The organism is Oerskovia gallyi, assembly GCF_014836745.1.
Lineage (GTDB): Bacteria > Actinomycetota > Actinomycetes > Actinomycetales > Cellulomonadaceae > Oerskovia > Oerskovia paurometabola.
In genome coordinates, this window is sequence record NZ_JACSQE010000005.1 from 153321 (window position 1) to 174867 (window position 21547).

General features: G+C 72.8%; 20 protein-coding genes. 15 read left to right on the forward strand and 5 right to left on the reverse strand.

Annotated elements, in window-relative coordinates; translation table 11 throughout:
• Positions 1-74: 74 nt before the first annotated feature.
• The gene (locus H9640_RS07920; protein WP_191790169.1) at positions 75-1550 is read right to left on the reverse strand and encodes a DUF2252 domain-containing protein; all 1476 of its coding nucleotides are present in this window, start codon (positions 1548-1550) and stop codon (positions 75-77) included.
• 251 nt (positions 1551-1801) lie between these two features.
• Here H9640_RS07920 and H9640_RS07925 point away from each other — a divergent pair, with 251 nt between their 5' ends.
• Entirely contained in the window at positions 1802-3169 is a 1368-nt protein-coding gene (locus H9640_RS07925) for an FAD-binding oxidoreductase (RefSeq protein ID WP_191790170.1), read from the forward strand.
• 70 nt (positions 3170-3239) lie between these two features.
• Here the strand turns inward: H9640_RS07925 and H9640_RS07930 are convergent, their stop codons facing one another.
• Positions 3240-4910 carry a glycoside hydrolase family 10 protein gene (locus H9640_RS07930; RefSeq protein WP_225226866.1) on the reverse strand — a complete coding sequence of 557 codons (1671 nt, stop codon included), beginning with the start codon at positions 4908-4910 and terminating at the stop codon, positions 3240-3242.
• Between the two features lie 211 nt (positions 4911-5121).
• Between H9640_RS07930 and H9640_RS07935 the strand changes: the two genes are divergently transcribed.
• Both H9640_RS07935 and H9640_RS07940 read left to right on the forward strand, forming a co-directional pair.
• Positions 5122-5517, forward strand: a complete 396-nt coding sequence (locus H9640_RS07935) for a PadR family transcriptional regulator (RefSeq protein WP_191790171.1) — start codon at positions 5122-5124, stop codon at positions 5515-5517.
• Positions 5514-6554, forward strand: a complete 1041-nt coding sequence (locus H9640_RS07940; protein WP_191790172.1) for a hypothetical protein — start codon at positions 5514-5516, stop codon at positions 6552-6554. The genes H9640_RS07935 and H9640_RS07940 overlap by 4 nt, the downstream gene beginning before the upstream one ends.
• A 64-nt stretch (positions 6555-6618) precedes the next feature.
• On the opposite strand, the gene purB is transcribed toward H9640_RS07940, so the two are convergent.
• Complete coding sequence (gene purB / locus H9640_RS07945; RefSeq protein ID WP_191790173.1) at positions 6619-8091, reverse strand: adenylosuccinate lyase; 1473 nt, start codon at positions 8089-8091, stop codon at positions 6619-6621.
• A gap of 214 nt (positions 8092-8305) precedes the next feature.
• Here purB and H9640_RS07950 point away from each other — a divergent pair, with 214 nt between their 5' ends.
• The 6 genes from H9640_RS07950 (at position 8306) to H9640_RS07975 (ending at position 14208) form a co-directional block, all read left to right on the forward strand.
• A complete protein-coding gene (locus H9640_RS07950) occupies positions 8306-8605 on the forward strand; it encodes a hypothetical protein (RefSeq protein ID WP_191790174.1) in 300 nt (99 codons plus the stop codon).
• Entirely contained in the window at positions 8602-10104 is a 1503-nt protein-coding gene (locus H9640_RS07955; RefSeq protein ID WP_191790175.1) for a hypothetical protein, read from the forward strand. Before H9640_RS07950 ends, H9640_RS07955 begins: the two co-directional genes overlap by 4 nt.
• 148 nt (positions 10105-10252) lie before the next feature.
• Positions 10253-11209: an ABC transporter ATP-binding protein gene (locus tag H9640_RS07960; protein WP_191790176.1), complete on the forward strand. Its 957-nt coding sequence runs from the start codon at positions 10253-10255 to the stop codon at positions 11207-11209.
• Positions 11206-12084: an ABC transporter permease gene (locus H9640_RS07965; protein WP_191790177.1), complete on the forward strand. Its 879-nt coding sequence runs from the start codon at positions 11206-11208 to the stop codon at positions 12082-12084. Before H9640_RS07960 ends, H9640_RS07965 begins: the two co-directional genes overlap by 4 nt.
• A 46-nt stretch (positions 12085-12130) precedes the next feature.
• On the forward strand, positions 12131-13534 hold the full coding sequence (locus tag H9640_RS07970) for a sensor histidine kinase (protein ID WP_191790178.1): 1404 nt from the start codon (positions 12131-12133) through the stop codon (positions 13532-13534).
• Entirely contained in the window at positions 13531-14208 is a 678-nt protein-coding gene (locus H9640_RS07975; RefSeq protein ID WP_191790179.1) for a response regulator transcription factor, read from the forward strand. The genes H9640_RS07970 and H9640_RS07975 overlap by 4 nt, the downstream gene beginning before the upstream one ends.
• A gap of 46 nt (positions 14209-14254) precedes the next feature.
• On the opposite strand, the gene H9640_RS07980 is transcribed toward H9640_RS07975, so the two are convergent.
• Positions 14255-14644 carry a phage holin family protein gene (locus H9640_RS07980; protein WP_191790180.1) on the reverse strand — a complete coding sequence of 130 codons (390 nt, stop codon included), beginning with the start codon at positions 14642-14644 and terminating at the stop codon, positions 14255-14257.
• 127 nt (positions 14645-14771) lie between these two features.
• On the opposite strand from H9640_RS07980, the gene hisC reads away from it, so the two are divergent.
• From hisC to H9640_RS08010, 6 genes are all read left to right on the forward strand, one after another.
• The gene (gene hisC / locus H9640_RS07985; protein WP_191790181.1) at positions 14772-15869 is read left to right on the forward strand and encodes a histidinol-phosphate transaminase; all 1098 of its coding nucleotides are present in this window, start codon (positions 14772-14774) and stop codon (positions 15867-15869) included.
• Positions 15870-15919: 50 nt separating this feature from the next.
• Positions 15920-16189 (forward strand): DUF805 domain-containing protein, encoded by a 270-nt coding sequence (locus tag H9640_RS07990; protein ID WP_204810035.1) that lies wholly within the window; start codon positions 15920-15922, stop codon positions 16187-16189.
• 452 nt (positions 16190-16641) lie between these two features.
• On the forward strand, positions 16642-17775 hold the full coding sequence (gene pdhA / locus H9640_RS07995) for a pyruvate dehydrogenase (acetyl-transferring) E1 component subunit alpha (RefSeq protein ID WP_225226899.1): 1134 nt from the start codon (positions 16642-16644) through the stop codon (positions 17773-17775).
• A complete protein-coding gene (locus tag H9640_RS08000; RefSeq protein ID WP_191790183.1) occupies positions 17772-18794 on the forward strand; it encodes an alpha-ketoacid dehydrogenase subunit beta in 1023 nt (340 codons plus the stop codon). Before pdhA ends, H9640_RS08000 begins: the two co-directional genes overlap by 4 nt.
• A 59-nt stretch (positions 18795-18853) precedes the next feature.
• Positions 18854-20299 carry a dihydrolipoamide acetyltransferase family protein gene (locus tag H9640_RS08005; protein ID WP_191790184.1) on the forward strand — a complete coding sequence of 482 codons (1446 nt, stop codon included), beginning with the start codon at positions 18854-18856 and terminating at the stop codon, positions 20297-20299.
• 98 nt (positions 20300-20397) lie between these two features.
• On the forward strand, positions 20398-21030 hold the full coding sequence (locus H9640_RS08010; protein WP_191790185.1) for a hypothetical protein: 633 nt from the start codon (positions 20398-20400) through the stop codon (positions 21028-21030).
• A 52-nt stretch (positions 21031-21082) separates the two neighbouring features.
• On the opposite strand, the gene H9640_RS08015 is transcribed toward H9640_RS08010, so the two are convergent.
• Complete coding sequence (locus H9640_RS08015) at positions 21083-21451, reverse strand: hypothetical protein (RefSeq protein ID WP_191790186.1); 369 nt, start codon at positions 21449-21451, stop codon at positions 21083-21085.
• Positions 21452-21547: the final 96 nt, after the last annotated feature.

Here is a 21547-nt window from a genome sequence, read left to right on the forward strand (position 1 = left end):
AGTCGCCCCCGCGTCCTGCCGACGGTGCCGCCCGGGGTGAGCGGCGCCGTCGGGCCCGGAAGACAGCCCAGGCGTCAGACGCCCAGGACCGCCTCCACGTCGCCCGCGGCGATCGCGTCCACGAGCGCCCGGTGGTCCAGGGCGTTCTGGTCCGCGTAGCGCTTCGCGAACTCGGCGAACGAGCGGTCCGCGACGTCGCCCTTGCCGAGGTACGCGCTGATCGCGAGGGCGTCGCCCGAGCGGGCGTGGCCGCGCGCGAGGACCCACGCGCACATCTGCGCGTACGCGGCCATGGCGACCGGGAGCATGGTCTCGAGGTCGGCCGAGACCTTCCAGTCCCAGAGCTGGCGGAAGTAGTAGTCGTGGCGACGGTCGTCGGCGCCGTGCACGGTGTTCCAGCCCAGCAGGGCGTCGCTCGTCGCCTGCAGGAGGCGCTGCCCCTCGACCACGCGCCGCCCGTTCTCGGGGTAGGGGCTCGCCGAGGTGTACGGCTCGAGCACCGACGGCTCGGCCTCCTTGACCTGCAGGAACAGCGGGTCGTCGTTGTCCCGGCCCACGAGCAGCGCGACCCAGCAGCGCGTCCCGACGCTCCCCACCCCGACCACGCGCCGCGCCAGGTCGACCAGGCGGTAGCGCTCGAGCAGGATGCGGCGGGCTCCCGTGAGCGACTCGCCGTACGTCGCGAGGGCCGTGGTCACGACGCCGAGGAGACGGGCCTGCTCGTCGGCGTCGAAGAGCTCGCGCACGGGCACGAGCAGGGGCGGGTTGCTCTGGAAGCGCAGCTCGCCGTCGTCGTGGAGGACCGTGAGCCGACGGCGGGCCTTCTGCCGGTCCTTCGTGCGCGCCTTCCGCAGGGCCTTGCGGAGGTTCTCCATGACGGCCGGCGGGACCGAGCCGCGCCACCTGTCGACGATCTCGTCGCCACGCAGCTGCACGTGCCACAGGTCGAGGTGGCCCAGGTCCGCGAAGGACCGCAGGGTCTCGCGGTAGGCCCGCCCCGCGCCCAGCACGATCCGCTCGCGCTCGTGGTGCGACATGCCGCGGTGACGGCCCGCGATCTCGAGGCTCGCGACGAGCCGTTGCACGTCCCACTCGAAGGGGCCGCGGTGCGTCTCGTCGAAGTCGTTGATGTCGAACACGAGCGAACGCTCCGGGGAGGCGAAGCCGCCGAAGTTCGCGAGGTGCGCGTCGCCGCACAGCTGGACGGTCAGTCCCGTCCTGGGCCCGACCCCGAGGTCTCCCGCCATGACCGCCGCGGCCCCGCGGTAGAACGAGAACGGCGTCGCGGCCATGCGACCCATGCGCAGCGGGACGAGCTCGGGGACGCGGCTGGCGTTCTGGGCCTGGAGGATCGCGACGGGGTCGCGGCGGTCGGCGGCAGGCTCCCAGGAAGCGGTCCCGCGGCGGTGCAGGAGCGCGCGGGCGGCGCGGCCCTCCTCCTTGCGCTGCTCGGGGGACGGCGTCCCGCGCAGGGGCGGGCGGCCGTCGGGCCGGGTGGGGGGCTGGGGGGTGGGCTGGGTGGCGGGCTGGTCCGTCGCGGGGTGGGGCATCGTCGCTCCTCGGGTCCGGGGCGTGCGGCGCGCCCTCGCTCATCATGGCGCGCGGGGTCACCGTGCGCGCGGTCACCGTGGGCGTGGGGGAGCGTCACCGTCGGCGGACGTTTCGGGCACCCTGGGCGCAGGCGGGCGTCACCCTCGGCGGACATTTCCGTCACCCTCGGCGGACATGTCACCGGGAGCGCTCCCAACCCTCTCTCTGGGGTAGCGCTGCTCCGCGCTCCCATCGTTCGAGAGGGACTTCCATGACTGCCCACGAGACCACGCAGGACGTCGTGCTCGCCGCGCTCGCACAGGGCGTGACCGGCCGGGTCCTCGCCGGCACCGACCCCGACGCCCGGCTCTCCGGGATGAACGTCGCAGTCGAGCACCGCCCCGACTACGTCGTCCACGCCACGTCCGCCGACGACGTCCAGGCGACCGTCCGCACCGCCCAGCGCTTCGGCCTGCCGGTGACCGTCTTCAGCACGGGTCACGGCTTCGCGCGCGGGATCGACGGCGGTATCGCCCTGAGCACCGCAGGCTTGACCGGAGTCGAGGTCGACGAGCCGGCGCGCACGGCCCGCATCGCCGCAGGATCGAGATGGAGGGACGTGCTCGACGCCGTCACGCCGCTCGGTCTCGCGGCCGTCACGGGGTCGTCCCCCGACGTGGGAGCCGTCGGATTCCTCCTCGGCGGCGGGATCGGGCCGCTCGCGCGCGAGGTCGGTTTCGGGTCGAACTACCTCGTCGCGGCCGACCTCGTCACGGGCGACGGCTCCCTGCTCCACGTCGACGACGAGCACCACCCCGAGATCCTGCGGGCGCTGCGTGGCGGCAAGTGGGGGCTGGGCGTCGTGACCTCGGTGACGGTGCGCCTGCTGAACCTCGAGACCGTCACCGGCGGGAGCTTCTTCGCCCTCGGGGACGACGCCGCGACGCTCTTCCGGACCTACGCCGACTGGGTCCAGAGCGCGCCGTCGGACATCACGACGTCCATCGCGCTGCTGCGCCTGCCTCCGCTCGACTTCCTGCCTGAGCCGCTGCGCGGCCAGTACGTGGCGAACCTCCGCGTCGCCTCGACCCGGCCTCTGGCCGAGGTCGAGCGGGCCATCGCGCCCTTGCGCACCGCGGTGCCGATCCTCCTGGACTCGATCGCCGAGATCCCTTACGCGGCGATCGGGGGAGTGCACGCCGACCCGACCGACCCCATGCCGATCCTCGACGGGTCCACCCTGCTGCACACGTTCGGGCCGCAGACCGCCGAGGCCGTGCTCGCGGTCGCGGGGCCGCAGTCGCAGGCCCCGCTCATGATGACCGAGATCCGCCAGCTCGGCGGGGCGCTCGCCGACGGGTCGCACGGCGCCGACTCGGTCACGGGGCGCGACGCCGCGTTCGCGCTCTTCACGATCGGGCTCCCCGTCCCCGAGCTCTTCGAGACGGCCGTCCCGGCAGCGATCAACGGCCTGCTCGAGGCGGCGCAGCCCTGGTCGCTGGGGCGCACCCAGGCGAACTTCGCCGGCGCGATCAGCGAGGCCGCGCCGATCGACCTGTGGTCCCCGGCGGACCAGGCGCACCTGGCGACCGTGCGCCGCGAGCTCGACCCCGACGGGAGGTTCGCGCTGCCCGCCTGAGGCGGCGTGACCCGCCCCGATGCCGAGGGAGCACCGTGCTCCCTCGGCATCGTGGAGCGGGACGTCAGGGTCAGACCGACCAGCGGACCTCGCTCGGCCGCGACTCGTTCCACAGCCGGTCGAGCGCCGTGACCACGTAGGTGTACTTCTTGCCGCGCAGCGCGGTCTCGTCGAGGTAGTCCTGCAGGATCCGCCCCTCGGCGCGCTGCGTCGCGACCAGGTGCGCGGGGTTCTCGACGTCGACCTTCTTGACCCATCCGTCGACGCGGTAGATCGCGAACGAGGTCGCGGGGAAGCGGCGGCCCCCGGCGTCGGTCCAGTGGACGCGGACGCCGTCGTCGCGCCACCCGGCCCATGCGAGCACGGGGGTGCGCAGCGGCTGCGCGGGCAGCCTGGGGGAGGCGGGCACGAGCGCGGGGTGGCGGTAGTGGTCCTCGAGCACGCGGCTCATGGAGCCCTGCGGGTCGGCGGGCACGTGCTTGGCCGAGAAGTAGACGTTCCCGAGCACGGGGCCGACCTCGGCGTCGACCTGCTGGCTGAACGTCAGGTGGTTCGACATCTCGGCGGGGTCGGTGAAGACGCCCGACGTGACCTTGTAGAGCGCCTCGCCGACGAAGAGCTGCGTGCCGGACTGCGCCGCGACCTCGGCCCACCAGGGCACGAGCTTCGCGTAGTCCGCGACCACGAGACCGATCTGCCAGTAGATCTGCGGGTTGATGTAGTCGAGCCACCCCTCGGTGACCCACTTGCGCGTGTCGGCGAACTGCATGTCGTACGACTGCGAGCCGCTGGTCGCCGAGCCCCGCGGGTCGGTCGAGGCGTTGCGCCAGATCCCGAACGGGCTGATCCCGAACTTGACCCACGGCTTGACCTGCTTGATGCGCTGCGAGATGGACTGCACGAACGTGTCGACGTTGTGGCGGCGCCACTCCTCGACCGTCGCGAAACCCGTGCCGTGCGTCGCATAGGTGTGCGCGTCGGGGATGGTCTGCCCCGCGACCGCGTAGGGGTAGAAGTAGTCGTCGAAGTGCACGCCGTCGAGGTCGTAGTTCTCGACCGAGTGCAGGATCGCGCGCTGGATGTGCTCCTGGGCCTCGGGCAGGCCCGGGTCGAAGTAGAGCTTGCCGCCGTAGGCCCACACCCACTCGGGGTGCTGTCGGGCGGGGTGCTCGGGGACGAGCTGGGCAGGGTCTGCCTGCATCGAGACGCGGTACGGGTTGTACCAGGCGTGGATCTCGATGTTGCGCTTGTGCGACTCCTCGACGACGAACGCGAGCGGGTCGTAGCCGGGGTCCTTGCCCTGGGTGCCCGTGAGGTACTGCGACCACGGTTCGTAGGGGCTGGGCCAGAACGCGTCGGCCGTCGGCCTGACCTGCACGAACACGGCGTTGAGCCGGTACTGCTCGGCCACGTCGAGCCAGTGCAGGTACTCGGCCTTCTGCTGCTCGGCGCTCAGCCCGGGGGCCGAGGGCCAGTCGATGTTGACGACGCTCGAGATCCACATGGCGCGCAGCTCGCGCTTGCGCGGCACGGGGCCCGACGGCGTCGCTCCCGTCGCAGGGACGGGTGCGGCCGCGGCGGGGGAGAAGGAGCCGATCGTCACGCTCAGCGTGCTGGCCGCGACGCCGGCGGTCGCGAGCGTGAGGAAACCGCGGCGGCCGAGGCCCGGGGTCTCGGGCGAGGGGGTGGTGGGAGCGGGGGCGACCGCGGTGGGGTCGCTCGGGTGGTGCGTCATGTCCATGCCTCCGTTGGTACGGGTCCGATGCATGGAAGAGAATTTCACAGTTCCGCTTGATTGTGAAGGAATCTGCCGCGTGAGCCTGTGTCGAGAAGTGAGCAGACGCCCCTGATCCGACGGGATCGGGGGCGTCTGCTCACTTCTCGGCGCTCGGCGCTCGGCGCCATCGGAGTGTCGGCGTTCATAGGTTCGTGACGAGAGTATGTTCCTCGGCATGGCATCCAAACCTCTCCAGGAACCGGCGTTCCTCATCCTGTCGGCGCTCGCTGCCGGCCCGCTGCACGGCTACGGCATCGCCAAGGACGTCGAGGCCAGCTCGGACGGTCGCATCACGCTGCGCGTCGGCACCCTCTACGGCGCGATCGACCGGCTCGTCGCGGCGGGTCTCGTCGAGGTCGACCACGAACAGGTCGTCGACTCGCGACTGCGCCGGTACTACCGGCTCACCGCCGAGGGCGGCGTGCGGCTCGAGGCAGAGGCGCACCGGGCCGAGGCGCACGCACGACGCGCCCTCGCACGACTGGCCGCCCGGGAGCCGCGCGCGAGCGCGCCCGGTCGCACGACCGGAGCGGCGCCGTCGGGCCTGGGTGCCGGGCCGGTGCCCGCATGACCGCCGACGGCCCGCAGCAGGCGGGATCCGCCGACGAGGCTCTGCCCGTGCTGCCCGTCGCGCCCGTGCTCGTCCGCGACTACCGCCGCCTCGTGCGGCTCTTCCCGTTCGCCTACCGCCGCGAGCACGAGGCCGAGATGCTCGGGCACCTGCTCGACGGTGCGCGCCCCGGGCAGTCGCGTCCGTCGTCGGCCGAGCGCCGCGACCTGCTGCTGGCCGCTGTGCGCGAGTGGGCGGTCGTCCCGCTCGGACCGACCCCGGGCCGCCGACGATCGGCCGCGACGTTCCTCGTGCTCGTGCTGCCGCTCCTGCTGATGGTTCCGGCCGCCAAGACCTTCGTGGCGGCCGCCGTCACGTTCGAATACCGCGGCCCGTGGCTCGCCGTGTCCAGCCACCCGTTCGCGCCGGGGTGGGTCCTGTGGGGGGCGGGCCTCGTCCTGGTGCTGTGCGGTCTCGTCCGTACCGGCCGGACCCTCGTCGTCGCGGGAACCGTCGTCTCGACGGTCGCGCTGGGTGTGATGATCTGGCAGGACGCGTTGCAGGCGGCCTATGTCGAGGCCGTGTGGGTCGTGGGCATGGCGGCGTTCGCGCTCGCCCTGGTCGAACGGACCCGGACGGGCGAACGGCCGTACGGGTGGCGCTGGGGCATCGCTCCGGCCGGTATCGCCACGCTGCTCGCCGCGCTGACCTGGGGCGAGTTCACGGGGGCCGGGCCGTCGTGGCGATACGTCTCACCGTTCTGGCATCTCACGACGGGCACGATCGTCGTGCCGGTGGTCGTGGGGCTGGTCGTGCTCGTGGTGATCCCGGCGACGCGCGACGCGGTGCCGTTGCTCGGTGGGATCTTCGCGGCGTTCATGATCGGACGCGTGGGGATCTTCGGGTCGCGCACCTACCCCTTCTACGGGTACGAGCGCGTGGACGTCGCCGTCCTGCTGCTGGTCGCGGCCGCGACGTTCCTGGCACTGCGCTGGACGGTCGACCGGCCCCACCCCGGCCTGACGCTGCGGGTCAGCACCAGCCCCGCCGAGAAGTGAGTAGATGCCCCTGATCCGGCGGGATCAGGGGCATCTACTCACTTCTCGGCGAACGAGCCGAGGCTCAGTCCAGGTAGTCGCCCACCAGCTGCTCCGCGATGCCCGTGTACGTGCCCGGGGTGAGGTCGGTGAGGCGGCGCGTGACGTCGTCGGGCAGGCCGAGGCCCTGGACGAACTCCCGCATCTCCTCGCCCGTCAGGCGGTGCCCGCGCGTGAGGTCCTTGAGGCGCTCGTACGGGTTCTCCATGCCGGGCACGCCCGCGACCGACGCCGCACGCATGGCCGACTGGATGGGCTCGCCGAGCACCTCCCAGTTGGCGTCGAGGTCCGCGGCGAGCAGGTCCGCGTTGACCGCGAGGGCGCGCAGGCCGCGCGAGACGTTGTCCACCGCGAGCAGCGAGTGGCCGAACGCCGGGCCGATGTTGCGCTGCGTCGTCGAGTCCGTGAGGTCGCGCTGGAGGCGCGAGGTCACGAGCGTCGAGGCGAGCGTGTCGAGCAGCGCGCAGGAGATCTCGAGGTTCGCCTCGGCGTTCTCGAAGCGGATCGGGTTGACCTTGTGCGGCATGGTCGAGGACCCCGTCGCGCCCGGCACCGGGATCTGCTTGAAGAAGCCCAGCGAGATGTACGTCCACACGTCGGTGCTGAGGTTGTGGAGGATGCGGTTGAAGCGGGCCATGTCGCTGTAGAGCTCGGCCTGCCAGTCGTGCGACTCGATCTGCGTCGTCAGCGGGTTCCATGTGAGGCCGAGGCTCTCGACGAAGGACCTCGAGACCGCGGGCCAGTCGACGCCGGGGACCGCGACCGTGTGCGCCCCGTAGGTGCCCGTCGCGCCGTTGAGCTTGCCGAGGTACTCGGCGCCCTCGATGCGGCGCAGCTGGCGGCGCAGGCGGTGCGCGAGCACGGCAAGCTCCTTGCCGAGCGTCGACGGCGTCGCGGGCTGGCCGTGGGTGCGGCTCAGCAGCGGGACGGCCGCGTGCTCGCGGGCCATCTCGGCGAGCTGGTCCGCGAGAGCCGTCGCGGCGGGCAGCCACACGTCGCGCACCGCGCCCTGCACCATGAGCGCGTACGACAGGTTGTTGATGTCCTCGCTCGTGCACGCGAAGTGCACCAGCTCGCCCGCCGACGGCAGGACCGTGCCCTCGCCCAGCACGCCAGGAGCGGCCTCGAGGCGACGCTTGATGTAGTACTCGATCGCCTTGACGTCGTGCACCGTGACGCGCTCGATCTCGCCCAGCTCGGCGATGCCCGCGGCGTCGAAGTCGGTGACGATCGCGCGCAGGTACGCCTTCTCGGCGTCGCTCAGCGTGGGCGCGCCCGGGACCACGGGGCCCTCGGTGAGACGGATGAGCCACTCGACCTCGACGTGGAGGCGCTCGCGGTTGAGCGCGGCCTCGCTCAGGTGGTCGACCAGGGGCGCGACGGCGCCGCGGTAGCGCCCGTCGAGCGGCCCCAGGGCGATGGGCGGGGTGATGTCGGCGAGCGTGGCGCGCTGGGTGGTGGTCACAGGCGCGGCGGAGTCGGCGGAGTCCGTAGGCATGGCGCCATTCTCCCACGGGCGCCCGACGGCGGAGCGGGCGTCTCGCGGTCGTCGCGTCGCTCGGAGGGGTCGGGAGTCGGGCGGCCCGGCTCGTCTCCGGCACCTGCGCGGCGCAGGAGTCCTGGCCGTGCACAGGCACGGCCCGCGGACGACTGCCCACAGCCGCGCGCGCGGGCCGGGCGGGACCTCGCGGACCTTCCCTACGGTCGTGCGCATGTCGACCTCCTTCGCCCTCGCCGGCGCCGCGTCGGGCGGGTCACCCGCCCTCGACGTGGTCGATCCACGACCCGAGCTGCGCCGCGCCGCCGACCTCGCCGCGGAGGCGATCGCGATCGTCAGCCGGACCGCGGGCACCGCGTGGGAAGGGCCGGCTTCGGACGGGTACCGAGACCTCGTCGTCGACGCGGTCCACGAGCTGTACCGGACGGACCTCGCCGCCGACCGGGCCGTGGGGGCTGCCGCGCGCTACGTCAGGACGCTCGAGGCAGCCAACGCCGAGGCGAGCCTGCGATGAGCAGGCCGCCGGACCCGACCGCGGGCATCGTCGTCTCCGGAGGAGTGACCCGGGTCGAGACGGCCCACCTGGTCGAGGCCGCCGCCACCGTCCTCGAGGCGGCGCTGCACGTCGAGGCCGCCGCCGACGAGAGCCGGCGCGCGTACGGGCTCGTCAGCGGTCTCGTGGACGGGCCGTCGTCGTCGGTGCGGTGGGTCGGCGGGATCGCGGCGTGCTACAGCACGCTCGGTACGGGGACCTCGTCGGCGTGGGTGCCCGTCCCGCCCGAGGTCGCCGCCGCCCGCTCCGCGCTGCTCGACGAGACCGTGGCCTACACCGACGCGCTGATCCGGGCGCAGGAGGTGCTCATGGGGCTGTTCGACCGGCTCCGGAAGGCCGCCGGGATCTACGAGGAGGGCGAGTCGGGCGCGGAGCGCTTCCTCTCGTGGCTCGCGGGCATCCCCGGGACCGGGGTCGGGCTGACGGTGGGAGCAGGGCTCGCGGACGTCGCGGTGTGGGCGGCCGCGGGGCGCGGCGTCCGCTGGGACCGGTTCGTCAGCGGATCCGGGGCGTATCACGACGAGGCCGTCCGTGACCTGGGCACCGTCCTCACGGTCCTGAGTCCTGTGCCGGACCTCGAGGGGCGTTCGGACGTGGGAGAGGCCGCGGGCATGCTGCGCGGTGTGTCCGACGCCTACCGGCGGAACTTCGCCGCGGAGGTCGTCACGACCGAGCTGACGGAGGACACCCTGCCCGACGGCTTCAGCAAGCCCGCCGCGCGCAGCGCGGAGGATCTCCTGTCCGGGATCGACGTGGTCTACGGCAAGGGCAACGACCTCCCGGACTCGGTCGTCTCGGTCGAGAAGTACGTCGGCGACGACCAGCGGGCGACGTGGGTGGTGACGGTTCCCGGGACGCAGCTCGGCAGGCTGACGACCCCGTTCAGCATGACGTCGAACTTCGACCTGGTGCAGGGGGAGCCCGCCGACAGCACCGCGTACGTCCTCGACGCGATGCGCCAGGCCGAGATCCCCGAGGGGGAGGAGGTCGTCCTGGTGGGCCACTCGCAGGGCGGCATGGTCGCGATGGCCGTCGCGGCGGCGGCGACCGGTGCGACGGGGGCTGCGGGCTCGGCGGGGGCCGTGCCCCGCTACGACGTCCGTCAGGTCCTGACCGCCGGGGCGCCGGTCGGGCTGGCGGCCTTGCCCTCAGGCGTCCGCGCCACGCACGTCGAGAACGAGCAGGAGGTGGTCTCGCAGCTCGACGGCACCGACAACCCGGTCGGTCCGCACCAGGTCACGGTCCGCGCGGACCTCGACGCCCCGGGCGCGCCCAGGAGGCAGGACGGCATCCCGCACGGCGTGCCGCACCACGTCGACGTCCTGACCCGGGCCCGGGAGATCGGCCACCCAGGTCTCATGGATAATCTCGACGCACTCGAGAAGGCCGTCTCGGGTGACCGCGTCGAGGCGCGCTACTTCCGTGGGGCGCTCGACCCGCTGCCGGTCGCGCCGCCATGACGTGCCGGCCGGGGCCAGCGAGGGCAGGGAGCGTCGGCACGGGTCCTCCCTTCGGAGGACCCCGCGTCGCCCTGGATCTCGTCCCTGTGGACGTCCCTGAGGTGACGTCTCCGCTCCTACGTTGAGGACGTCACGAAGGAGGACACACATGATCCAGGCAGCTGGCCTGACGAAGAGGTACGGGGACACGACGGCCGTCGACGGCGTCTCGTTCACCGTCCGCCCCGGGGTGGTCACGGGGTTCTTGGGACCCAACGGTGCGGGGAAGTCGACGACCATGCGGATGATCGTCGGGCTGGACCGGCCGACCGCAGGCACGGTCACGGTGAACGGTGCGCCGTACGTGCGGCACCGCGCCCCGCTGGGCGAGGTGGGCAGCCTCCTCGACGCGCGGGCCGTCCACCCGGGCCGGTCGGCCCGTGACCACCTGCTGGCGCAGGCGAGGACGCACGGCCTCGGCCGCCGCCGGGTCGACGAGGTCATCGAGGCCACCGGGCTCGGAACGGCCGCCCGTCGGCGTGCGGGAACGTTCTCGCTCGGCATGGGGCAACGACTCGGCATCGCGTCGGCCCTGCTCGGTGACCCCCGCACGCTGATCCTCGACGAACCGGTCAACGGGCTCGACCCCGAGGGTGTCGTGTGGGTGCGGACCATGCTCCGGGGCCTGGCAGCGGAAGGGCGGACCGTGCTCCTCTCCTCCCATCTCATGAGCGAGATGGCGCTCACGGCCGACCACCTCATCGTCCTCGGTCGGGGCCGCGTGATCGCGGATGCACCTCTGACGGAGATCGTGGCCCGCGCCCAGACGTCCTCCGTCAGGGTCAGGACACCCATGAGCGCGGAGCTCACGCAGGAGCTGTGTCGCCGAGCCGGGGTGAGCGTCACGACCGTGGAGCACGACGTGCTCGACGTGTCCGGCTGCACGGCGCCGGAGATCGCCACCGCCGCGAGCGTGGCCGGGGTCGTCATCCACGAGCTGGCCCCCGTGCGGACCTCGCTCGAGGACGCCTACATGCGATTGACCTCGGATGCGGTCGAGTACCGCTCGACCCCGGTCCCGGGCGCGTCCACGTCCGACCACTTCACTGTCGGAGGCCCCCGATGACCACACCAGCCACCTCTTCCGTCGCTCCCGCGGTCGGTACGAGCTCGCCCGCCGTCGCGGCGCACCGACGGGTGGACGTCCGGCCCGTGACCTTCGGCCGGCTCGTCGCGGCCGAGTGGACCAAGTTCCGCTCGCTCCGGTCGAGCTGGTGGGTCCTCGGGATCGGCCTGCTGTTCCTGCCCGCGCTCGCGGTGTCGAGGATGATGAGCATCGCCCAGGTCCCGGAGGCCGTCGGGAGCCCGGGGATGGTGGCCGCCGTCTACGTCACGTCGGGCGTCGCGCTGACACAGCTGGCCTTCTGCACCCTCGGCGTCCTGGCCGTCACGGGAGAGTACGGGACAGGCCAGATCCGGTCGACGCTCGCGGCCGCCCCCGCACGCACGTCGGCACTGGGGGCGAAGCTCCTGGTGACCGTGGGGTCCGTGGTGCTGGCCTCGTTCGTCGGGCTGGCGATGGCGTGGGCCGGGAGTGCGGCGTGGTTCGAGCGCACGGGGATGTCGATCGATCTCGCACGGGCCGAGGACGCCCGCATCGTCCTGGGGGTCCCGCTCTACCTGGCGGCCGTCACGGCTCTCGCGTTCGGCATCGGCACGATCGTGCGCAGCTCGGCCGCAGGCATCGCGATCGTGCTCGGCCTCCTGCTGGTCGTGGAGAACGGCCTCGGTGCCATCCCCTGGGAGCCTGTCCAGACGTTCGTCACGTACCTGCCGTCGAGCGCCGGCAGCCGGTTGCTGCAGTCCGACGCGGTCGGTTCCGTGATCACGACGTCGAGCGGCACGGGCCTCTCGCCCTGGGGCGGCTACGGTGTACTGCTCGCATGGGTGGTCGCGGTGCTCGTGGTCGCGGCGGTGCTGCTGCGTCGCCGGGACGCGTGAGGACGGCCCCGACGCGTCCAGCCGGGAGCGTCGACGAGGAGGAAGCATGAGCAGCGAGCCACCGAGCCCCGCCCCGGTCTTCACCGAGCTGTCCGCGCGCCGGGTCGGACCTGTCCGGCGATACCTCGCCCGGCGCCCGGTGATCATGGACGCGTTGCTCGTCGCCGGCTTCACGGGATGGGCGGTGCTCATGGGGGCGGGGGCCGACTCCATGTACGCGCTCCACGCCTACCTGGGCGGGGAGCAGGTCCTGCAGATGCAGTACGCGTCTCTTGCGTTGACGGTCGGCGGGGCGGTGGCCCTCTTCTGGCGTCGGCGACGTCCGGTCCTGGTCGCGCTGGTCATGGGTCTCCTGGGGGTCGTCGCGCTCGCGACCACGGGGGCGACGTCAGGTTTCGACGTCGGGCTCGCGATCGCGCTGTACGCGGTCGCCCGGACCGAGCGACCGGCCGTGACGTGGGCGGTGTGCGCCGGGACGGTCGCTGTCCTGCTGGTCGGCGCGCGGGTCTTCCCGCTGGTGGCGACCGTGGGCAGCATCAGCCTGGGGCTCGGTCCGGCGGACGCGGACGACCTCGCGGCTGTCGCGGGCGCCGGGGGCTTCCTCCAGAGCGCGGTCTGGTACCAGACCGCGGTGCCGGTCCTCGTGCTGTCTCTCGTCGCGGTGGCGCTGGGTACGAACGTGCGCAACCGCAGGCTGCACGTCGCGGCGTTCGTGGACGCGGCCAACGCGCTCGCACGGGACCTGGAGCAGCGAGAGCGCCTGGCGCAGGCGGCCGAGCGAGCGCGCATCGCCCGGGAGATGCACGACGTCGTCGCCCACTCCATCTCCGTCATGGTCGCCCTGGGCGGCGGCGCGGCGGCCGCGATCGACTGGGCACCGGACCGGTCCCGCGCGGCGCTCGGCGAGCTGGTCTCGACGGGCCGCTCGGCGCTCGGCGACATGCGGCGCGTCCTCGGAGTGCTCGACGACGGCGGCGGCGAGGACCTGGGCGACGGACCGCGGACGGCGGGGGCGGAGGAGGTCACCGGAGCAGCGCCCCTCGGGCCCCAGCCCGGCACCCTCGACCTGGCTTCGCTCGTCGACCGCTTCCGCGCCGCAGGGTTGCCGGTGACGACCACGGGGCAGTCGGACGACGGGCTCGGCGACCTCTCTGCGAGCATGCAGCTCGCGGTCTACCGGATCGTCCAGGAGGCGCTGACCAACGTGCTGCGCCACGCACCGGGCACGCCGTCGGTCGAGGTGTCCGTGCTTCGCCGCAAACGTCAGGTCGAGGTCGTGGTGACCGACGGCGGTCCCACGCTCCCGGTCGAGGCGACCTACGGGTCGGGACGGGGGCTCGTCGGCATGCGCGAGCGTGCGGCGGTCTTCGGGGGGACGGTCGAGACGGGGCAGCAAGGGGCAGGATGGCAGGTCCGGGCGGTCCTGCCGCTGAACGAGGGAGACGTATGACGAAGGTCCTGCTGGTCGACGACCAGGCGCTGGTCCGCATGGGGTTTCGGCTCTTGCTCGAGAGCGCGGACGGCATCGAGGTCGTCGGGGAGGCTGCGGACGGCGGCACCGCGATCGACCAGGTGCGTGCACTGCGTCCGGACGTCGTCGTCATGGACGTGCGCATGCCTGGTGTCAACGGTATCGACGCGACGCGCGACATCGTCGCCGAGCACCCGGCCGTCCGGGTACTCGTCCTGACGACCTTCGACCTCGACGAGTACGCATTCGCGGCACTGCGCGCGGGGGCGAGCGGCTTTCTCCTCAAGGACGCGGGTCCCGCCGAGCTCGTGGCGGCGGTCCGCACCGTGGCGTCGGGCGACGCCGTGGTCTCGCCGCGCGTGACGCGGCGCATGCTCGACCTGTTCGCGGGGAGGTTCCCGGAGTCCGGCGCCGCCCCCGAGATCGACGCACCGCACCCGTTGCTGGGGGGTCTCACGCCGCGTGAGACGGACGTGCTGCACAGCATCGCGGAGGGCCGGTCGAACGCCGAGATCGCCGAGCTGCTCTTCCTGTCGGAGACGACGGTCAAGACGCACGTCGGGCGGATACTGGCCAAGCTGGGCGTCCGGGACCGCCTGCAGGCAGTCGTGCTGGCCTACGAGTCAGGGCTCGTGCGGACGCGCACCGACTGACCGCGGCCTGCCTGCGGTCGACGACGGCGCGCAGGACCGCTCCGGGTCAGACCCGCGACTTGGGTGCGACCACCGCGGAGATCGCGAAGTTCAGGACGCCGATGATGAGCGCGGCCAGCAGCGCCCACCAGAACCCACCCTCGATCCGGATGCCCCAGTCCGTCTGCTCGGTGATCCACGCCGTGAGCATCAGCATGAGGGCGTTCACGACGAGCGTGAACAGTCCCAGGGTGAGGATGTAGAGCGGGATCGAGATGATCGCCACGATCGGCTTGATGATCGCGTTGACCAGCGAGTAGATGAGGGCCACGGCCAGGACGATCACGATCTGGCCGCCGACGGTGTCGGAGCCGACGATCGAGAAGTGGTCGTCGATGAACAGGCTCGTGAGCCAGATCGCGATGCCGGTGACGATGACGCGGATGACGAAGCTCATGCGTGTCATCCTGCCATCGGCTGGCGTGGGTCGGCATCCACACACGCGGTCTCCGTGCGAAGCGCGCACCCGGCCCACGACGTGAGCGACGCCGTCGGGCGGCGAGGGACGGTGGCATCCTGGTGGCGTGACCAGCCCCGCGCCCTCCGTCCCCACGCCCCCCGCCGCAGGCGTCCCCCTCCGTCCCGCCGTCGCCGCGCTGCCCGCCTACGTGCCGGGCGCGCGCCTCGCTCCCGGGTCGAGCGCGTTCAAGCTGTCGTCCAACGAGAACCCGTACCCGCCGCCCGCCGCGGTCGTCGCGGCCATCGTCGACGCGGCCGCGGACACCAACCGCTACCCGGACATGTATGCGACGGACCTGACCGAGGCGCTCGCGACCGACCTGGGCGTGGACGCGGCGCAGGTCGTCGTGGGCAACGGCTCGGTGGCCGTGCTCGCGCACATCCTGTCGGCCGTCGTGGACGCGGGGGACGAGGTCGTCTACCCGTGGCGCTCGTTCGAGGCGTACCCGATCGCGGTCGCGGTCGCGGGCGGCACGTCGGTGCGCGTCCCGGTGACCCGGGACGGTCGCCTCGACCTGCCCGCGATGGCCGCGGCGATCAGCGACCGCACGCGCGTCGTCCTGGTCTGCACGCCCAACAACCCGACGGGCCCCGTGGTGCACGCGGGCGAGCTCGACGCGTTCCTCGCGGCGGTCCCGACCGACGTCCTGGTGGTCCTCGACGAGGCCTACCTGGAGTTCGTGCGCGACCCGCAGGCGCCCGACGGCCTCGCGGTCCTCGCGGCGCACCCCAACGTGGTCCTGCTGCGCACGCTGTCCAAGGCCTACGGGCTGGCGGGGCTGCGGGTCGGATACGCGGTCGCCGAGCCCGCGCTCGCGGCGGGCGTCCGCGCGGTCTCGACGCCGTTCGGCGTCTCGCACGTCGCGCAGCGCGCGGCGCTCGCGGCCTTGTCGGTCAAGGGCGAGCTGCTGGAGCGCGTCGAGCACCTGGTCGCGCGGCGCGAGCGCCTGGTCGAGGGGCTGCGGGACCAGGGCTGGGACCTGCCGGAGACGCAGGCGAACTTCGTGTGGTTCCCGCTCGGCGGCCCGACGGCGGAGCTCGCCGCGGGCGCTTCAGCGGCAGGTCTCCTGGTGCGCCCGTTCGCGGGCGAGGGCATCCGGGTGAGCGTGGGTGAGGAGGAGGCGACCGAGGCGTTCCTGAGGGTCGCGGCACGCTGGCGGTAGCGGCACCGGTACCTGTTGCCGGAGCGGGCCCCTGGGAGAAGACTCCCGGTATGGACACTCCCTCGTACGACCAGCTCCAGGACGACTACGGCTGGCTCTTCGGCACGGCGGCGCTGATCGTCTGGGCGGCCGTCGCGATCATCTTCCTGATCGCCTACATCCAGATCATCCGCAAGGCCGGCTACTCGGGCTGGTGGGTCCTGGTGGGGATCGTGCCGCTGCTGAACGTCGTGATGTTCCTGGTGTTCGCGTTCTCGACGTGGCCGGTCGTCCGGGAGCGGGACGCCCTCCGTGCGCGGGCGGGGTACACCGGTCCGTAGCCGCAGGGCTGACCCCCGAGTCCCGTCGTGCGGACGCGCGGTGCGGGCGGTGCTTGCGGTGGCCGTCGTGCTGCGGGGCTCGCCTGTTCTGAGGGGTTGCGCCAACGGATCCGTCCGCGACGCCCTGGTTCGTGGCGAGACGTGGACGTGCAGTTGGAGGGAACCTCCAAAGACGACCGGGGAAGGTTTGTCCTCCAATGGCGCAGGAGGCTACCCGCTCGTAGCCTACGCTTGCGTAAGCTACGGTGTCGTAGGTTCGGTCGGGAACGGCCGAGGACCGCCCCCGAGCGACCCGGGCTCACGCCTCGGGCCGCACCGAAGGAGAACGCGTGAACCAGCAGCACACGGCCCCTGCGGCCGACCTCGCAGCCGAGCCTGCCGGCGGTCCCCTGGCGGCCTCGACGGACTCCGGAACGACGGACACCGGGGCGACCCTCCCCGTCGACGCGGACCTGCTCCAGCTCCTGACCCCGACCGGTGTGCGGGTCGAGACCCCGGAGAACGCGGCCTACCGCGAGCGCGTCGCCCACCTGGACGCCGACGCCCTGCGCGGCCTGTACCGCGACATGGTCCTGACCCGCCGCTTCGACGACGAGTCGACGTCGCTCCAGCGGCAGGGCGAGCTCGGGCTCTTTCCCCAGGCGCTCGGCCAGGAGGCCGCGCAGATCGGCTCGGGTCGGGCGCTCGCCCCGCAGGACTACGTCTTCCCGTCCTACCGCGAGCACGGGGTCGCGTACACGCGCGGCGTGGACGTCGCCGACATCCTGCGCCAGTTCCGCGGCATCGACCACGGCGGCTGGGACCCGGAGGAGCACAACTTCCACCTCTACACGCTCGTGATCGGCTCGCACACGCTGCACGCGACGGGCTATGCGATGGGCGTCCAGCGCGACGGGCTCGTCGGCACGGGCGACCCGGCCAAGGACACCGCGGTCGTGACGTACTTCGGCGACGGCGCGACGTCCCAGGGCGACGTGAGCGAGGCCCTCGTCTTCGCCGCGGTCAACGAGTCCCCGGTCGTGTTCTTCTGCCAGAACAACCAGTGGGCCATCTCCGAGCCCACGACCAAGCAGTCGCGCGTGCCGATCCACCAGCGGGCCCACGGCTTCGGCATCCCGAGCCTGCGGGTCGACGGCAACGACGTCCTCGCGTGCTACGCCGCGACGGCCGAGGCGCTCGAGCGCGCGCACTCGGGCGGCGGCCCCACGTTCATCGAGGCTTACACGTACCGCATGGGCGCGCACACGACCTCGGACGACCCCACCCGTTACCGCACCTCCGAGCAGGAGGAGCTGTGGCGCCGTCGGGACCCGATCGACCGCCTGCGCCTCCTCCTGGAGGCCGAGGGTGCGTGGGACGAGCAGTGGGCCGCAGACCTCGAGGCCGAGGGCGACGCGCTCGGGGAGCGCCTGCGGACCTTCGTGCGCGGCCTGGGCCGCCCGTCGACCGAGTCGATGTTCGAGCACGTGTACGCGACCGAGCACGCGGTCGTCACGACCGAGCGCCGGTGGTTCGAGGAGTACGAGGCGTCCTTCACGGACGAGGGAGCCTCGAGGACGCACGACCAGCACGGAGGAGCACGATGAGCGCGCCGACCACCACCGCACCGGCCACGGCGACCGGCACGGCCCGCCTCACGCTGGGCAAGGCCATCAACGAGGGCATGCGCGCCTCGCTCGCGAGCGACCCCAAGGTCCTGCTCATGGGCGAGGACATCGGCAAGCTCGGCGGCGTCTTCCGCGTGACCGACGGGCTCCAGGCGAGCTTCGGCGAGGACCGCGTGGTCGACACGCCGCTCGCCGAGTCGGGCATCGTCGGGACCGCGATCGGTCTGGCGTTGCGCGGCTACCGGCCCGTGTGCGAGATCCAGTTCGACGGCTTCATCTTCCCGGCCTACGACCAGATCACGACGCAGCTCGCCAAGATGCACTACCGCTCGCGCGGTCGCCTGAACCTGCCCGTGGTCATCCGGGTGCCGTTCGGCGGCGGGATCGGCGCGGTCGAGCACCACAGCGAGAGCCCCGAGGCGCTGTTCGCGCACACCCCCGGGCTGCGCGTCGTCTCGCCGTCGACGCCGCAGGACGCGTACACGATGATCCGCGAGGCCATCGCGTCCCCGGACCCTGTGCTGTTCTTCGAGCCCAAGGGCCGCTACTGGGACAAGGGCGACGTCGTGCTCGACGCTCCCGTCGGCGACTCGACCCTCAACTCCGCGGTCGTGGTGCGCGAGGGCACGGACCTCACGCTCGTGGCGTACGGCCCCACCGTGCCGACCGCGCTCAAGGTCGCCGCCGCGGCAGCGGCCGAGGGGCGGTCGATCGAGGTCGTGGACCTGCGCGCCATCTCCCCGCTCGACACCGCGACCGTCGTCGCGTCGGTGCGCAAGACCGGACGCTGCGTCGTCGTGCACGAGGCCGCGACGTTCCTCGGCTCGGGCGCCGAGATCGCGGCCCGCGTGACCGAGGAGTGCTTCTACGAGCTCGAGTCGCCCGTGCTGCGCGTCGGCGGCTTCCACACGCCGTACCCCGTCGCGAAGCTCGAGCACGAGTACCTGCCGAGCCTCGACCGGGTGCTCGACGCGGTCGACCGCGCCATGGCGTTCTGACGGCCCCGCGCCGCACCCGACCTTCCGACCCGCAGACCAGTTCACACGAGGAGCAGGCAGTGCCCACCTTCGAGCAGTTCAAGCTCCCCGACGCCGGCGAGGGACTCACCGAGGCGGAGATCGTGCAGTGGCACGTCGCCGTCGGCGACGAGGTCACGGTCAACCAGACGATCGTGGAGATCGAGACCGCCAAGTCGCTCGTCGAGCTCCCTTCGCCCTACACGGGCGTCGTGACCGAGCTCCTCGCGGCCGAGGGCGACACGGTCGAGGTCGGCGTGCCGATCATCGTGGTCGACACCGACCCGACGGGCGGGCCGTCGGCTCCCGCCGCCCCCGCGGAGCAAGCCCCCGCTGCCGAGGGCAGCGGTGCGGTCCTGGTCGGCTACGGCGTCGCCGAGCAGGCGAGCGCGCGTCGCCCGCGCCGCGGCGCCGCGACGGCCTCCGCCGCAGGCCCGACGGCGCAGCGCCCCGCTCCCGCCGACGCGCCCTCCGCTCCGGCGACCCCGGCGCCCGGCGCACCCGCGCAGGCGACGCGACCGGCGCCGTCGGGCCCCATCCGTGCCCTGGTCTCCGCCGCGACCGCCGGACGGACCGTCCTCGCCAAGCCCCCCGTGCGCAAGCTCGCGCGCGACCTGGGCGTCGAGCTCGCGTCCGTGCCCGCGACCGGGCCCGGCGGGATCATCACGCGCGAGGACGTGCTCGCCTACAACGCGCGCTCCGAGCCGCGCACGCTCGCGACCTACGCGGGCGACGACTCGCCCTGGCTCAACGACGCGGGCACCGGGTCGTCCGTGACCCCCGACGGACGCCAGACCCGCGTGCCCGTGAAGTCCGTCCGCAAGCGCACGGCCGAAGCGATGGTCCAGAGCGCGTTCACGGCACCGCACGTGACCGAGTTCCACACGGTCGACGTCACCAAGACCATGAAGCTCGTCGCGAGGCTCCGCGAGGACCGCGAGTTCAAGGACGTGCGCGTCACACCCCTGCTCATCACGGCCCGCGCGCTGCTGCTCGCGGTGCGCCGCCACCCCGACATCAACGCGAGCTGGGACGAGGCCGCGCAGGAGATCGTCTACAAGCACTACGTGAACCTGGGGATCGCGGCCGCGACGCCCCGCGGGCTCGTCGTGCCGAACATCAAGGACGCGCACCGCCTCGACCTCAAGGGTCTCGCCCAAGGGCTCTCCGACCTCACGGCCACGGCCCGCGCGGGTCGCACGTCGCCCGCCGACATGTCCGACGGGACGATCACGATCACCAACGTGGGCGTGTTCGGGATCGACACGGGCACCCCGATCCTCAACCCGGGCGAGGCCGCGATCCTCGCGTTCGGCGCGATCCGCGAGCAGCCCTGGGTCCACAAGGGCAAGATCAAGAAGCGCTGGGTCACGCAGCTCGCGCTGAGCTTCGACCACCGCCTGGTCGACGGCGCGCTCGGAGCGTACGTGCTGAGCGACGTCGCGAAGATCCTCGAGGACCCGGCCCAGGCGCTCGTCTGGGGTTGACGGCCCCGCCGGGCGCTGCGGAGAGACCGCCGACGCCTCAGCGGATGCACGATGATCGGTGTGCGGTCGGGCAGTCCCCTCGCCGCTAGGGTGTGCGCATGCGAAGTCGCTCAGGCCTGGTGATCGGTGCGTTGTTCGTGACCCTCTCGGTGACCGGCTGTGCCGCCCCCGCCCCCGCCTCCGCCCCCGCCCCCGTCTCCGTCCCCGCCGCCGGTGACGACGGCGACGGCGGGCCGGCGACCCCAGGCCCCGTCGCCGTCACGTCGAGCGGTGAGGCGACCTCCGCACCGGGGGCCGACGGTGCAGCAGCACGCGAGCGGGCCCAGGCCTGGCTGGACGCGGCGGTCGTGCCGCCCGGAGCGATCCGATCCGACTCCAGCGTCGCCACCTTCACCTCCTTCACCGGCTGGTCGTGCGGGCCGGTCGAAGAGCTCGAGGCGTTCTGGAAGATCCCTGGTGCGACCGTCAGCGAGACGGCCAACTGGCTGAGGGAGAACCCGACCGCGGACCTCGTCACGACAGCCTGGGCGCCCGTGCCCGACGATCCGCCGGTCGACTCCGCGATGGTCGGCAACGCGCCTGCGTCGAGCTCGCACGAAGGAGTCGTCTACACCGTCATGAGGACAGGCGACGGCGTGGCGGTGCGGGCCGAGATCGCGGCGCTCGTCGCCCCCGGCCCCTGTGCCCCGCCCCCTGGCGGAGGGACGTGGGGAGCACCCGGCCAGGGGTAGGACCTCACGGCGGCCGGGAGCGGCCGGGCGTGGCAGGTGGTGCGGGGAGACGTCAGTGACTCGCGGCGCTCCAGCGGTCCTGCGTGTCCGACGGCAGGCCGTCGTCGTAGGTCCAGCCGGCGGGTCGTCGCGTGGGGTCGAACCAGACGTGGCCCCCACGGGTCCAGCGGCGGCGGTAGGCGATGATGCGCTCGGGGGTCGTGTCGTCGATCCCGCTCTCGGACCCGCAGCAGTCGCAGATCGTGTGGGTGGGGCCGTCGAGCGTCCAGCCCGGCTCGTCGAGGTACCAGGCGCACACGCGGCACAGGGCCGCGCTGTGGTCGACGTCCTTCGGTGCGGACGCACTCGTCAGGCGGACGAGCGCGGCGAGCGCGCGCAGCGGGTTGACCGCTCCGGATGCAGCGGTGCTCTGTCGCGGCATGCGTGGATCCTTTTCTCGAATCTCAACCCCTGGACGTGGGTCCAGCGGTTCGCCCCGTCGTGCAGCGGTCGGAGCGCGCCCAGCCCGGCCGCCGTC